The 14,088-nt window shown below is 35.6% G+C and carries 10 protein-coding genes; all 10 read right to left on the bottom strand.

All coding sequences use genetic code 11. From position 1 onward, the window contains the following. A partial coding sequence (locus DKT72_RS16210) for a ParB/RepB/Spo0J family partition protein (protein ID WP_162623345.1) occupies window positions 1-1,386 on the bottom strand: 1,386 nt, incomplete at its 3' end. A gap of 326 nt (window positions 1,387-1,712) precedes the next feature. Then, on the bottom strand, window positions 1,713-2,690 hold the full coding sequence (locus DKT72_RS16205; protein ID WP_111309790.1) for an HNH endonuclease: 978 nt from the start codon (window positions 2,688-2,690) through the stop codon (window positions 1,713-1,715). Window positions 2,691-2,697: 7 nt separating this feature from the next. Continuing rightward, window positions 2,698-3,417, bottom strand: a complete 720-nt coding sequence (locus tag DKT72_RS16200) for a hypothetical protein (RefSeq protein WP_111309789.1) — start codon at window positions 3,415-3,417, stop codon at window positions 2,698-2,700. Between the two features lie 120 nt (window positions 3,418-3,537). After that, entirely contained in the window at window positions 3,538-4,701 is a 1,164-nt protein-coding gene (locus tag DKT72_RS16195; RefSeq protein WP_111309788.1) for a restriction endonuclease, read from the bottom strand. Between the two features lie 357 nt (window positions 4,702-5,058). After that, a complete protein-coding gene (locus DKT72_RS16190) occupies window positions 5,059-5,670 on the bottom strand; it encodes a class I SAM-dependent methyltransferase (protein ID WP_111309787.1) in 612 nt (203 codons plus the stop codon). A 10-nt stretch (window positions 5,671-5,680) separates the two neighbouring features. Next, window positions 5,681-7,642: a heavy metal translocating P-type ATPase gene (locus DKT72_RS16185; protein ID WP_111309786.1), complete on the bottom strand. Its 1,962-nt coding sequence runs from the start codon at window positions 7,640-7,642 to the stop codon at window positions 5,681-5,683. 41 nt (window positions 7,643-7,683) lie between these two features. Further along, entirely contained in the window at window positions 7,684-8,100 is a 417-nt protein-coding gene (locus DKT72_RS16180) for a Fur family transcriptional regulator (RefSeq protein ID WP_111309785.1), read from the bottom strand. A 7-nt stretch (window positions 8,101-8,107) separates the two neighbouring features. After that, window positions 8,108-8,488, bottom strand: a complete 381-nt coding sequence (locus DKT72_RS16175) for a YkvA family protein (RefSeq protein WP_111309784.1) — start codon at window positions 8,486-8,488, stop codon at window positions 8,108-8,110. Window positions 8,489-8,492: 4 nt separating this feature from the next. Next, on the bottom strand, window positions 8,493-9,677 hold the full coding sequence (locus DKT72_RS16170; protein WP_220628141.1) for an efflux RND transporter periplasmic adaptor subunit: 1,185 nt from the start codon (window positions 9,675-9,677) through the stop codon (window positions 8,493-8,495). A 1-nt stretch (window position 9,678) separates the two neighbouring features. After that, entirely contained in the window at window positions 9,679-14,064 is a 4,386-nt protein-coding gene (locus tag DKT72_RS16165; RefSeq protein WP_111309782.1) for a CusA/CzcA family heavy metal efflux RND transporter, read from the bottom strand. Window positions 14,065-14,088 lie beyond the last annotated feature (24 nt).

Here is a 14,088-nt window from a genome sequence, read left to right as displayed (position 1 = left end):
GCCAACATTATTGATGATGATTGCCATGTCATCTTTAGTCAATTCCATAAGACGTTTTAGGAATCCAGTAGAACCCTCTTTTTTATATTTGTCAATATCCAAAAGCTTACCATAGTGTTCTTTTTTTGGCCAACCCAATGCATTCCATAATATCAATCTGCTAATTCTTTCTGTGGCATCGCAATGTTTATGTTTTCCAATTACAGTCAATTCTTCAGTTTCACACATGGTTTCTATGATGCGCTTATGTACTTTCTCATCATCCAGTTCCATCATGCGTTTTGCTCTTTTATTGATTTTTTCAACCTGAGCGGTTACGCTTTCCTTACTTTTGGGATCCAATGATTTTTCTTCTTGTTTTTTTGTCAATCGAATAGAAACATATTTTCCATGATCATAACCATTAATCCAAAATCCCTTGATTTTGTTTTTTCGCTCATCCTTTCCGTGGATGGTTTCAAAATCATCATAATTTACCAACACAGTAATTCCTAGTTTTTTCAATTTCTGTGTTAAGTCATCATCTGTATCTTGATGTTTGGAACTTATTAAATAAACGTCTTCAGCATTATTTATAATACTGTCTATTTCGGTTTGAATGTGTTTTTTGGTTTTACTGCTGAAACATACTTTGTCGAAGCATCGGTCTTCTTCCTTTACATCGGGAAACAGTGAGCAGTTTGCTCCTGAGCGCTTCGGACAATTGATACATGCACCTGCTTTTTTAATCAGTTTTTCATCTAGAGGATCAAAAATCGCTTTTGATAACAGCGCTGTTATATTTGAATCAATATAGCTTTGTAATTGTTTGGCAGATTTTATATCACCACTCCAATCGCATGCATTTTCCGCCACTTCTTTTTGATATTTCTTATCCAGTCGTGCTATGATTAATGCCTTTGAAAGATTAATTTTATCCTTAAAAAATAGTTTTTTCCATTCGGCATTTAGATTATTCAAACTTAGCCTTTGCAGAATGAATTTTTCAGACTTGGCGATTTTAGTAGCAATATCTTCAATGAGATAGTTACCTTTTTCAATCATCAGTTTGAATGTTTCAGCTTCACGTAATGGATGCACGTCTTCCCTTTCGAGATTTTCGATGATTTGAGCTTCCAATGCTTCTTGGTCATTCAAGTCCTTAATCTGGACTGGTACAGATTTCAAATTAATCAGCTTGCAGGCTCTTAATCGTCTTTCTCCACAGACGAGTTCATAACCTTCAGACATTGGTCTTACGAGTAACGGTTGAAGTACGCCATGCTCTTTAATACTTTCCGCGAGTTCTTGAATGGATTGCTCATTAAAATCGCTTCTCGGATTGGTCTTACTCGTTGTAATTTCAACCAATGCGACCTCTTTTAAATGTTCGGTAATTGTTTCCATAAATTTATAGTTTTTGATTAAACAATATTTATGCGGAACCCAAACGGAAGACAACATTTCTGCTCAAAAGGAAACGGAATAAATGAGGTGTTGGCGAAGCGTTGGCTTTATGCCGTAGTCTTTTGATGAGAACATGTTGCGAGTTTACCTTTGTACCAATATTGATATAGATATCTCTCCACTTTTTAGCAGAAATTATATTTTTCAGAAAGATTTGAATAGGAAGAAACTCTAAATTAAATCAACTTTTCCGAATCTATGAAGATAATAATTAAAAGTGTTTGTGATTATGAGAGCGATAAAAATTTCAAAACAACCTAGAAATTTCATTTCTTATTTTCACGAAAATCTTTAGTAATCTTAAATCCAACACTTGCTTTGTGTCTTTCATTTCTTTTTTTCTCAACACTAGCTAAACTTACTTTATCTACACTTAACTCGCTTGGTTTACCATCAGCATATATATGATTGACAACATGCTCCTCAAGAGGAAATATAATTTCCTTTTCGTTAACCAAATGATTGTCACTATCGATAAAAGGAATGAAAATTTGATATGAAATTATTCCATAAGAAAGTAATAAAGTATAAGTAGGAAATCTGTGCGTATTTTTATTGATATTTTTCCTTAACAGAAACGCCATAGGCTCAGGAAACATTTTAGGATTGCCACCGATTTTTCGAAATACATTAAAAAAAGGATTGTTCTCATGTTGAGGCGAGTTTTTAGACATTAACCAATCAACTGTATTTTTATGTTGAAGAAATTCATCATCTGGCAACATACATAATGCTATTTTCACTAATGATTTATACACATCATGTGGTATGTAAGATGGCATTGTTACGTCTATATTCATTCGTTCATTTTCTTCATCATAAACAAATGAATCTTCGTTTTCAGGGTCATGATTTTTCTGAATTATCGTTCCAAATTCCTTAGCTTGAAAATCACTTCCTTTAGTTTTAAATTTTGGAAATCCTTTTTTTCCTTTTATGGTAGAAAGTGTATTGAATATTCCAGCAAAATTAAACAATGAGTCTTCTAATTTACCGAAGTATTGATTACAAGTATCGCATTCAAAGTATGAAAAGTATTTTTTATTCCCCATGAACTCAGGCATGATATGAGCTTTCATTTTAAATGTAGTTTCTTTTTCATTTTTGCCACAAAATCTACATTCCCTGTTTTCCTTATTACCTAAAAACATTTTTGTTTTAGGTATTAAAGCATATGAACCTCCATAAACCTTAAAAAACAAACTATCTTTTCCAATACATGGAATCATTGTAACTTTTATCATATTAGTTTTAATGTTTATCGTTTTCGTTATTTAAATAAGGATGCTTGAGACGTTCGTACATTAATTGTCTGAAAGGAAGAGTTTCTTCTGTTGGATATGTGTTGAAATAATTATACATAGCAATAGCCATGTACCTCATAAAACGATTCCATTTTTTGATTGGAATAAAATATATGCCATTTAAGTTCTCAAACTTATATATAATACCTTGTAATGATAAATTGTTATTCTTAAACTTATAGGCGAAATGAAAGCTATTGTTTGATAAATCAGACTCTTCAATATATTTGTAATTTTCTAAGATATTATCAAAATCGAAGTTATCTCTAAATTTCCAATATTTACCATTCTTCTTTTTGTGAATGAGCTTATCTTCAGCTTCATCAGAAGTAAAAAAAGTATTTATAATTAATTTATTTTTCTTTAATTTACCAAGGTTGGTTTTTGAAGTGAATAAAAGATTAATAATATTTTGATTGTAAAATATCTCAAAACGCTTTAAAAAAAGGAAAAAACGGAATGCAGAAATTGTAAAGATGTAATTTCTCCTTTTTGCACCAGGTTCATTAATAGTATCATCAGTAAAATGAACATTGAATTGTCTTTTCTTATTATCAAAGCCAATTGATATATGTTCTCCTTTTTTTAAAGTTGGAGCATTGAAAATGAAACCTTTTTCATCAGCATAATTAAACCGTAGATATAGCTTTTTTAAATCCTCAATCATAAATTAGTATTTGAAAACTACATAATTATAAAAATTCAAGAATCTCTTTTATGATTTAAGTTTAACCTGTAATAACATGCTTAATTTGAAACCTAGTAAGCTCAAAAGATTTCTTTGAAATCAATCGTCATCAATAGTTTCAAAAAAATCTTCAATAGTAATTCTTTTTTCTTCATCCAATAAAAGAGAGGAATTATCATCTACCTTTATTCTTTCAGATTCAATCTTCGGCTCAATATGTAGTGTTAAAAAACCTTCTTCTTTAAAGCCTTTAGAAACTAATTTCCAAGGAATTCTTATGGATGAATCTTTTGGAATAGGCTTAAAGAATAAGGTTTCTGACTGAAAAGTATCGTCTCCAACCAATATTTTTTTTCTAGGCTCAATTGTAATTATATTACTTTCAGAATTTATAAATGTATCAAAATGAACATTTTTTAACCCAGTTATAATATAACTTCCTTTCTTTTCACAATTCTTATAAGATATTTCAATTATATCTTCTGGTAGCGATAAAGTTAATTTCCAATGCTCTAATGGTTCTGAACCATTGTTGGTAACAAGAATAGTACTGTCAAAAAAACTTCTATTAAATTCAGTTTGCTTTGGACTATAAGAAAAACTAGTACTAAAAATCTCAGGTGTAATCCAATGACTATCTGCCATTTTTATAATCCAATCTGGCATAAGTTCTTTGGCTTGTTGTTCCATTTCTTCATATTTAGTTCTTGCAACACGAATTTTTTGAAGAAATTTTGGATTAACAGTCATTTCTGTTTCTCCATTTTTAAAAGTTACATTTACCGACTGACTTTTTTTAAACGTTTGACTATTTAAATAATAGTCATAAGTAGTTTTATTCTCGAAAATAAGGTCAACAATATCTTCCCATGAATAAAGATGTACTTCAAAGATTCCTTGTTTTAAATGTTCAATATTCTTTTTTCGGATGACAGTTTCAGCAACAACATCTTTAACAGCAGTAGTTGCGAAATACATCTTTTTTAGTGAAGGTTCAAAGTTCTTAGCTTTTTCAATTTCTTCATTTATTTCCTTTTCAAGAAGTTGTTTGTTTGTGTATTCATCCTTCCCTTTGCATTGGATTCCAAAATATGAAATTTCGCCTTTTGGAATTCCATATACATCTATTCCTGCTTGGTTTTGTCCAGAACGACCATTCTTTTTTATTTCGGCACAGTTCCACACTTCTCCCCATAGCTTTTTACACAGACTTTCAAAGTCTTGCCAATTCTCAGGTCTAGGTAATGATTGGGATATTTTCATGAAAAGATAAATCAATTACGAATATAATAATCTGAATTCTAAAAAGCGACCAAATAAAAATGTGAGTTAAAGAAATTTTTATTTAATACGCTAAATCGTAATAACAACGCCTGCCATATTATAACCTGAAATTGAACTAAAAGTGAAATTGGTTTTAAATCGTGGTTCTATTATTTCGCCAGTTACATCAAGTTTTACTTTTTTTTATTCTGCGGTTAGCTGGATTTTTACCAATAACATATCCCATTAAAATAGCGAATGGATAAAGATTTGCCCCCAATAACCACTATAGCTTATAATAAAGAGAATTAAACTTAAAGATATCACATTACCAATGTTAGAAAGCAAAAAATAGAATTACTTTTTTCTAAACCAACAAAAAACAAAGCTCTGATTCGTATCAAAGGGCGTTTTATGGTCAATTCTAATACATTTTATTTTGTTAAAATATCCCATAAATTGATTGGTCATTGTAGATTCCGAATATTGTTTAATATCTAAACCACTACACTTTTTTGGACCATTTTCAGAAAAAGTGCCAATGACTAAATTACCATTCTTTTTAAGATGCTTTTGTACAGTCTTAACATAATTACTTATACTTTGTTCATCTGTTAAAAAATGAAACGCAGCCCTATCATGCCAAAAATCATAATTTTCAGGTGGTAAAAAATTAGCAGCATCAGCTACTATCCATTTTATATTATCAGCGTTACCTTTTAAACGTAGTTTTGCTCTTTCTAATGCGGCTTCAGAAATATCTAACACAGTTATATCAGTATATCCCAATTTTAATAAATGGTCAACCAAAAAGCTATCACCTCCTCCAATATCAATAATCTTTGCAGATTTAGAAATGTTAGATTCTTTAAAAAAGGATAGAGATGTTTCTGGAATAGGTTCATACCAACTCACTTCGTTTAAAGTTTTTGTCTTAAAAACGTTTTCCCAATGTTCTTTTTTATTCATTATTGATGTTTTAGTTCCAACTCATTTTCTGTAATCTAACTGCATTCAAAATTGCCAACAAAGCTACACCAACGTCAGCAAAAACAGCTTCCCACATTGTTGCCAAACCTCCTGCTCCCAATATCAAAACAACTGCTTTTACCCCAAAAGCCAAACCAATGTTTTGCCAAACAATACGTCTTGTAGAACGGCCTATCTTTATGGCTCTTGCTATTTTGGAAGGTTGGTCTGTCTGGATAATTACATCTGCGGTTTCAATCGCTACATCACTGCCCAAGCCACCCATTGCAATACCAACATCACTTGCCGCCAATACTGGTGCATCGTTGATGCCATCGCCAATAAATGCCACTTTGTTGTCCGTTTTGGCCATCAGTTTTTGGACTTCGGCTAATTTATCTTCGGGCAACAATCCGCCTTTTGCCCAATCCACGCCCATTTCTTTTGCCACTTGTTGGGTTATAGAATCCTTGTCTCCAGAAAGCATTATGATTTTGGAAATTCCAGATTCTCTAATTTGTTTGATGGCTTCGTGAGCATCTTCTTTTAACTCGTCTGCAATGATGACATAACCCGCAAATTTGCTTTCAATGGAAACCATCACAATGGATTCTACAATGATATCTGTTTGCGAAGGGACTGTGATATTATTCGAAGTCATCAACGCTTTGTTTCCTACCAACACCGTTTTGCCATTTACTGTTCCCTTTAATCCTTTTCCTGCGACTTCGGTTACTTCTGTTGCCCTAAAATCTTCGCCATTGGCTTTGTATTCCATAATGGCCTTGGCTATTGGATGGGTAGATTGTTCTTCCATCGCCATCAGGTATTTCATAAATTCGGGTTCTTTCCAATCAATTGCTTTTATTTCCTTGATTTTGAAAACACCTTTGGTCACGGTTCCGGTTTTGTCCATTACCACTGTGGTTATTTTTGTCATTTCGTCCAAAAAGGATGCTCCCTTAAAGAGAATTCCATTTTTTGAAGCTGCTCCCAATCCACCAAAATAGCCCAACGGAATTGAGATGACCAAAGCGCACGGACAGGAAATAACCAAGAAAATCAATGCTCTGTACAACCAATCGCTAAAGATATAATCGTCCACAAAAAAGTAGGGTATAAATGTCAGACCAATCGCCAAGAATACCACAATGGGCGTATAGATTCTTGCAAATTTCCGAATGAACAATTCGGTTTTTGACTTACGAGCTGTTGCATTCTGCACCATATCGAGGATTCGTGCAATGGAACTGTCCTTAAATTCCTTGGTGGTCTCGATTTCAATTACGCCATCCAAATTGATGATTCCTGCAAATACTTTTTCGCCTTTTGCAATGGTATCTGGTTTGCTTTCGCCTGTTAGAGCTGCTGTATTGAACGAGCCTTTTTCTGATAATAAAACACCATCCAAAGGGATTTTTTCGCCGACACGGACTTGAACTTTTTCGCCAATTTCAACGGTTTCGGGATTTACGGAAACGTAATCGTTGTTGCGATATACCAAAGCTTCATTTGGACGCACATCGAGCAAGGCTTTGATATTGCTTTTAGCTCGATTGACCGCTGCGTTTTGGAACAATTCGCCAACCGCATAAAAAAGCATTACGGCCACACCTTCGGGATATTCGCCAATGGCGAATGCACCTATGGTTGCGATGGACATCAATAAAAACTCGGTAAAGAAATCGCCATTTTTGATGCTGTTCCAACCTTCCTTTATCACAGGAAAACCTACTGGAAGATATGCGACTGCATACCAGACAATACGTATCCAATCTTTAAAAAAAGCTACGTCAAAATAATCCATCGCAATACCAATAATCAGCATTACAAAGCTGAAAATTGCTGGTACATAAATTTTAAATTTCCCTATACTTTCCGGACTGCTATGGTTGTGGCCATCGTCGTGGCTGTGCTCTCTTTTATGTTCTTTTGTATCGAGGTCCCGAAGATTTATTTTTTTCTTTTTCATAAGTGCAAGTTCTTAAATTATATGATGCAATGGAAGTGCATTTATTGGCCACCACATTTTTCGCATATTCCTTTTACGACCAAATTAACGTCCGCTGCCAAATATCCTTCTGGTAAATTGATATGAGGGATTTTGTGCTCCGTTAAACAAACCGTTTCATTGCAATTTGAGCAATGAAAATGAAGGTGCAAATCCTGTTCTATTTCGCAATTGCATCCTTTTTCACAAAGGGCATATTTTGAAATTCCAGTGCCGTCATCAATTTGGTGTACAATTCCGTTTTCCTCAAAAGTTTTAAGGGTTCTGTACAAGGTAGTCCTGTCTGCTTTTGTGAAAGCATTTTCTATATCTGTAAGGGCAACCGCAATTTCTTTTTCGGCCATATACTTGTAAATCAGGATGCGCATTGCCGTAGGGCGAACCTTTTTATTTTCTAAAAACATTTCTATTTCTTTCATTTAATTATCAATTAATAAATATGTTGTTAACAATGAGGTAAACAGCCAAAATCCAGATTAAAGCAATTATTACACCTGCCACTATACTTTTCTTTTTATCCCAACTGTATGTTCGGGCTCGCTCCCTACATTCTTCAATGACCTCATTTGGAATGAGTTTTATCGCCCAATAAATACCCAATGGCAATAGGATGATATCATCCAACAGACCAAGCACGGGAATAAAATCGGGTATCAGGTCGATGGGGCTTAAGGCATAACCGATGACCAAAACTATAATCGCTTTTGCTGTCCAAGGTGTTTGTGAATGGCCGTAGGCAAGATGCAGCAGCACAAGTTCCCGCTTCAGTTTTTTTGCTTTTTCCTTTATGTTTTTTAAAATTTTCATTTTATCAATGTCCGTGACCGCCTTCTTCTTCGCTGTTTTTTGCTTTTGCCAAAAGTGTAAAGGCATCCTTTAAAACAATTTCCATAGAAGTAATATCTTGTGTTTCATCTACAAAATCAAATGCTACAAAACCTTCTTCCTCATTTCCTTTTGTGATTTCGAGCATTTCAAAATCGTTTATTGTATTTTCGCCTTCTTTTCGTTTTCCCAGAGATTTAAAAATATATTGTTTTGCTTCAAACCGAACGATTGCTTCCTCTGGTATGGCGTAATGTTCTTGTGCTTCCACTTCAATGGCTGCGTTCACGAACATTCCTGGCAACAGCTCTTCATTTTTTTCCTTTAAATGTCCGTGAATCGTAATGGACCTATCATCACGAACGTTATTGGCAATAAGGAATACTTCGGCTTCCATCCATTCTTCAGGTGCATTTGCCAACCTAAAACGGATGCGTTGTCCATTTCGAAGTAAGTGAATATCGTCTTCGTAAACTTTAAGCTCTACGTGTAAATCTGTTGCATCGGTAATATCCATAAGTACGTCCTGCGGATTGAAATATTTACCTGTATTGATATAAACCTCTCTAACCACGCCATTAATGGGCGAATACACATTTACAATGGTGGAAATAGACCCATTTTTCACACTTGACGGATTGATGCCGATTAAACGCAGCTTGCTTTCAAGCGATTTAATTGTTGCCTGATTGGTCAAATACATACTTTTTGCTTTTTGAAAAACTTTAGATGACGTAACATTTTCATCATTCAAGGTTTGTTGGCGTTCAAAATCTGCTTTTAAATAATCATTATTTGCCAAAGCCTCCAGATACTCTCTTTGGAACTCTATAAACTCTGGATTTTCAACCCTTGCAATGACCTGACCTTTTTTGATTCGACTACCCGGAAGCATTTCGGTATACTTTAAAAATCCACCATAAGGAACAGTAATTGAAATATTGCCTTGTGGTGGCACATCAATCATCCCGTTGACCGTGATTTCGTGACCTATTTTTCGTTTTTCAACTTTACCGATGACAATGTTGGTCTGTGCCATTTGGGCATCTGTCAATTCAATTTGATTTTCTTCCCCTTGGTGGTCATCTTCAACCATTGGTTGTGCTTTATCCTTGCAGCCTGTTGCCATTAAAGTGACGACAAAGACTATTATTATGTGTATTTTCTTCATTTTATTGATTATTTGCAATGAGTTGTTCAATTTGAATTAGTGTTTGGTTGTACTTGTTTACAAAATCCAAGTATTTCACTTGAATGGTCAATGCCCTGTTCAGTCCTTGGATGTATTCAATATATCCAACTTCTCCTTCCTGAAAGCCACGTTGAGAATTTTTCAAGAGCAATTCCGCTTGTGGTAAAGCGTTGTTTTTGTATGATTCAAGATTTATTTGCTCTGTTTGAAGCGTTTCCAATAAAGTTTCGAGTTGGGTTTGGGTTTTGTTTTTTACGGCTTCCAATTGTGCTTCATTCTCCATTTTTTGGATTTTGGCCGCTTTTATCTTTGCTGTATGTGGCTTAAACCAAATGGGGATACTCAAACCGAGCTGTACGCCTGTAAACCTGTCTCCAGAATCGAAAACTGTTGGTGTTACGTTTGCCGTTTCGCCATTGCCGATAAAGGATTGGTTGAAATAACCCAATGTGATATCAGGTAACATTTTGGAAACAGCCACAGATTTTTCATTTTCGGCAAGTTCAATTTGCTTTTGGTAAAAGGCGAGTGTTGGATTATTTGCGATTGCCGTCGAATCCTTAATTCCAGGTAACATTGCAGTTTTTACTTCCAAATTTTCGACATTGATATCTACCAAACTATCCGAATTTATCAAATTCTGCAATTGGAGTTGATGATTTTTAAGGGCAGAAGCGTTTTCCAAAATCATAATTTGTATATCAGCCAATTCCACATTGGCGGTCGCTTGCTCTAATGCATTGCTTTCGCCTGTTCTGTAACGTAGGTTGGCGGCATAGGCAAATCGTTCATAAATGCTGTCTTGCTTTTGTAGTACCCTTTGTTTGCTTTTGAGATACCAAAGTTGGTAATAGGTGGATTTTACTTGGGCAATCAATTCATTTTTCAAAACAGCTTCGTTCAGTTCGCTTGCCTGTATTTTGGTATTGGCCAATTTATTTTGGCTGCTATAAAGTGTCGGGAACGCAAACTTTTGGCTTACACTAAAACGAGTGTCATTATCTGCAATGCTATTGGTTTGTCCATATTCCACACCGAAATCGGTTTTAGGCAAATCGAAACTACTGCCTTTCAATGCCTGTTGTTGTTTCGTCTGCAAACGCGACACTTTGATGTTAGGGTTGTTCTTTAATGCTGTTTCAATCACTTCATCCATAGATTCATAAACTTTCACTTCTGAAGTTGTCTGTGCATTTATAGAATAGACACTTACAAGAAATGCCATCAGTATAACTAAAACGGTTTTATTAGGTTTCATCTTTAATTTTTTTTCTGAATAATAATAGAGAATTGGCAGTACCACGAGCGTCAAAAAGGTTGCGGTAATCAGACCGCCAATCACAACCGTTGCTAAAGGTCTTTGAACTTCAGCACCTGAAGTTTGCGAAATAGCCATTGGCAAAAACCCTAAAGAGGCTACGGAAGCTGTCAAAATTACAGGACGCAAACGAGTTTTTGTACCCTGATAAATACGTTGAAAAATATCGGAAACACCGTCTTTTTTAAGTCGGTTAAATTCAGCAATCAACACGATACCATTTAAAACTGCTACACCGAACAACGCAATAAAACCGACGCCTGCGGAAATACTAAATGGCATATTCCGAAGCCATAGTGCGAACACGCCACCGATTGCCGATAAAGGAATAGCTGTAAAAATCAACACTCCTTGCTTGATTGAACCAAAAGTAAAATAGAGCAAAATAAATATTAGCAATAAGGCCAAGGGCACTGCAATACCCAATCTCTCGCGTGCTTCAACGAGATTTTCAAATTGTCCACCATAAGAAATGTTATAGCCTGGTGCCAAACTGATTTGCGAATCGATTTTAGTGCTTATTTCATCCACAACACTTTCCACATCACGATTACGAACATTAAAAGCGACAATAATGCGTCGTCGTGTATCATCCCGTTGAATTTGATAAGGGCCATCTTTGATAGAAACAGTAGCAACCTGTTGTAATGGAATCTGCTGACCATTGGAACCATTGAGGTATAAATTCTGAACATCATGGAGGTCTTTACGGTTATTCGTTTCCAAACGAACCACTAAATCAAATTGTTTTTCGCCTTCATAGACTAACCCTGTTGAAGCCCCAGCAAACGCCGCTTGAATAGTATTGTTTACCGATTTTATGTCCAATCCATATTTTGCAAGTTGCCCACGATTATAGTTGATGACTATTTGTGGCACTCCTGTGACTTCTTCCGTATAAACATCCACAGCACCTTCAACCGTTCCTGCCAATTTTCCAATTTGGCTTGCATAGGTAGAAAGTTGGTTTAAATCTTCGCCATAAATCTTGATGGCAACGTCTTGACGAACACCTGTCATCAGTTCATTAAAACGCATTTGGATGGGCTGCTGGAAACCGAAGGTAACACCAGGGATCACTTCAAGGGCTTCCGCCATTTTATTGGCCAATTCTTCCCTATTTGAGGCAGAAACCCATTCTGACTTATCTTTTAGGATAATCATTAAATCGGCAGCTTCAATCGGCATCGGGTCTGTTGGAATTTCGCCAGAACCGATTTTTGATACCACTTGTTCCACCTCTGGAAAATTATCCAAAAGAATTTTTTCAGCTTTGGTAGTCGCTTTAATTGTGTTTGAAAGAGAACTTCCCGTAATGACCCTTGTTTCCACGGCAAAATCTCCTTCTTCAAGCGTTGGGATAAATTCGCCACCCAAACTTTGGAATACCAAAAACGCAATAACAAAAAGCGCAACTGTAGCACCAACCACTAATACTCTTGTCCGCATCGCCCAATGAATGATAGGCTCGTAAATACGGTAAAAGAAGTCCATTATCTTGTCGGAAATATTCTGTTTATGCTCCGTTTTCTTACTCAAAACTAATGCCGACATCATAGGAATGTATGTCAACGATAATAGAAAAGCACCCAAGATGGCAAAACTTACCGTTTGAGCCATTGGTCCAAACATTTTCCCTTCCGTGCCAACCAATGCTAAAATTGGCAGATACACTATTAGGATGATGATTTCCCCAAAAGCTGCGGAATTTCTGATTTTACTTGCCGACTGATAGACTTCTTCATCCATTTCGGCTTGGGTCAATTTTCTGGAAAGTTTTAATGCTCCCAAATGAAATAAGGTAGCCTCCACAATAATGACAGCGCCATCTACAATCAGACCAAAATCGATGGCTCCCAAGCTCATTAAATTTGCAGAAACTCCAAAGATGTGCATCATACTAAATGCAAATAACAATGCCAATGGAATAACAGATGCTGTAATAAGGCCTGCTCGCCAATTACCCAATAATAAAAGCAGAATGAAAATAACAATGAGTGCTCCTTCCACAAGATTCGTGGTCACAGTACCAATGGCGTTATCAACCAATTTTGTTCTATCCAGAAAGGGTTCTATAACCACACCTTCGGGCAAGGTTTTGCTAATGGTTTCTATTCTATCTTTTACATCCTTTATTACTTTGGCGGAATTTGCGCCTTTCAACATCATTACAATCGCACTAACTACTTCGCCTTCGCCATTTCGTGTTGTTGCGCCATAGCGAATTGCCTTTCCTGTTTGAACGGTTGCAACATCGCTTATTAAAATCGGGTTTCCAGTTTCGGTTTGCTTTACAAGTATATTATTAATGTCTTCTATTGAACCAACAAGACCTTCACTTCTAATGAATAATGCATTATCATTTTTTTCAATGTATGCACCGCCAGTATTTTGATTGTTATTTTCGAGTGCGTCGAAAAGATCAGAAATGGAAACACCCATTCCGTTCAATCGTTCTGGACGGACGGCTATTTCGTATTGTTTGAGATAGCCACCAAAACTACTTACGTCCGCGACGCCCTTAGTTCCTAATAGTTGGCGTTTAATGACCCAATCTTGAATTGTTCGAAGTTCTATAGCCGTAAATTTATCCTCATAGCCGGGTTTTGTTGTAATGACATATTGGTAAATTTCGCCGAGACCTGTAGTTAATGGTGCAATTCCTGGTTTACCGATGCCCTCGGGAATTTGGGATTGTGCTTCTGCAAGACGTTCGTTTACTTGCTGTCGTGCCCAATACACATCGACATTTTCCTCAAAAACAATGGTTACCACTGATAATCCAAATCGAGAAAACGAGCGGATTTCATCTATTTGTGGAATGGTCGCCATTGTGAGTTCAATGGGAAAAGTAATTAATCGCTCAACCTCTTGTGCTGCAAGTGTTGGGGAGGTCGTTATGACTTGTACTTGATTATTGGTAATATCTGGAACAGCATCCACTGGAAGCTGTTGTAACGAATATGCGCCCGTGATAATCAAAGCTAAAGTTAGTAAACCAATAACCAATTTATGGGTTATGGAATACCTAATAATATTATTAAGCATAGAAAAGTATTAATGAATTATAAA

This window comes from Confluentibacter sediminis, from assembly GCF_003258355.1.
GTDB classification, from domain to species: Bacteria; Bacteroidota; Bacteroidia; order Flavobacteriales; family Flavobacteriaceae; genus Confluentibacter; species Confluentibacter sediminis.
This window is presented reverse-complemented; position numbering and strand designations above follow the sequence as displayed.

Excerpts from the sequence above, each read along its gene's own strand:
- DKT72_RS16205 (WP_111309790.1), bottom strand. The coding sequence starts at position 2,690 with ATGATAAAAGTTACAATGATTCCATGTATTGGAAAAGATAGTTTGTTT.
- DKT72_RS16200 (WP_111309789.1), bottom strand. The coding sequence starts at position 3,417 with ATGATTGAGGATTTAAAAAAGCTATATCTACGGTTTAATTATGCTGAT.
- DKT72_RS16195 (WP_111309788.1), bottom strand. The coding sequence starts at position 4,701 with ATGAAAATATCCCAATCATTACCTAGACCTGAGAATTGGCAAGACTTT.
- DKT72_RS16190 (WP_111309787.1), bottom strand. The coding sequence starts at position 5,670 with ATGAATAAAAAAGAACATTGGGAAAACGTTTTTAAGACAAAAACTTTA.
- DKT72_RS16185 (WP_111309786.1), bottom strand. The coding sequence starts at position 7,642 with ATGAAAAAGAAAAAAATAAATCTTCGGGACCTCGATACAAAAGAACAT.
- DKT72_RS16180 (WP_111309785.1), bottom strand. The coding sequence starts at position 8,100 with ATGAAAGAAATAGAAATGTTTTTAGAAAATAAAAAGGTTCGCCCTACG.
- DKT72_RS16175 (WP_111309784.1), bottom strand. The coding sequence starts at position 8,488 with ATGAAAATTTTAAAAAACATAAAGGAAAAAGCAAAAAAACTGAAGCGG.
- DKT72_RS16170 (WP_220628141.1), bottom strand. The coding sequence starts at position 9,677 with ATGAAGAAAATACACATAATAATAGTCTTTGTCGTCACTTTAATGGCA.
- DKT72_RS16165 (WP_111309782.1), bottom strand. The coding sequence starts at position 14,064 with ATGCTTAATAATATTATTAGGTATTCCATAACCCATAAATTGGTTATT.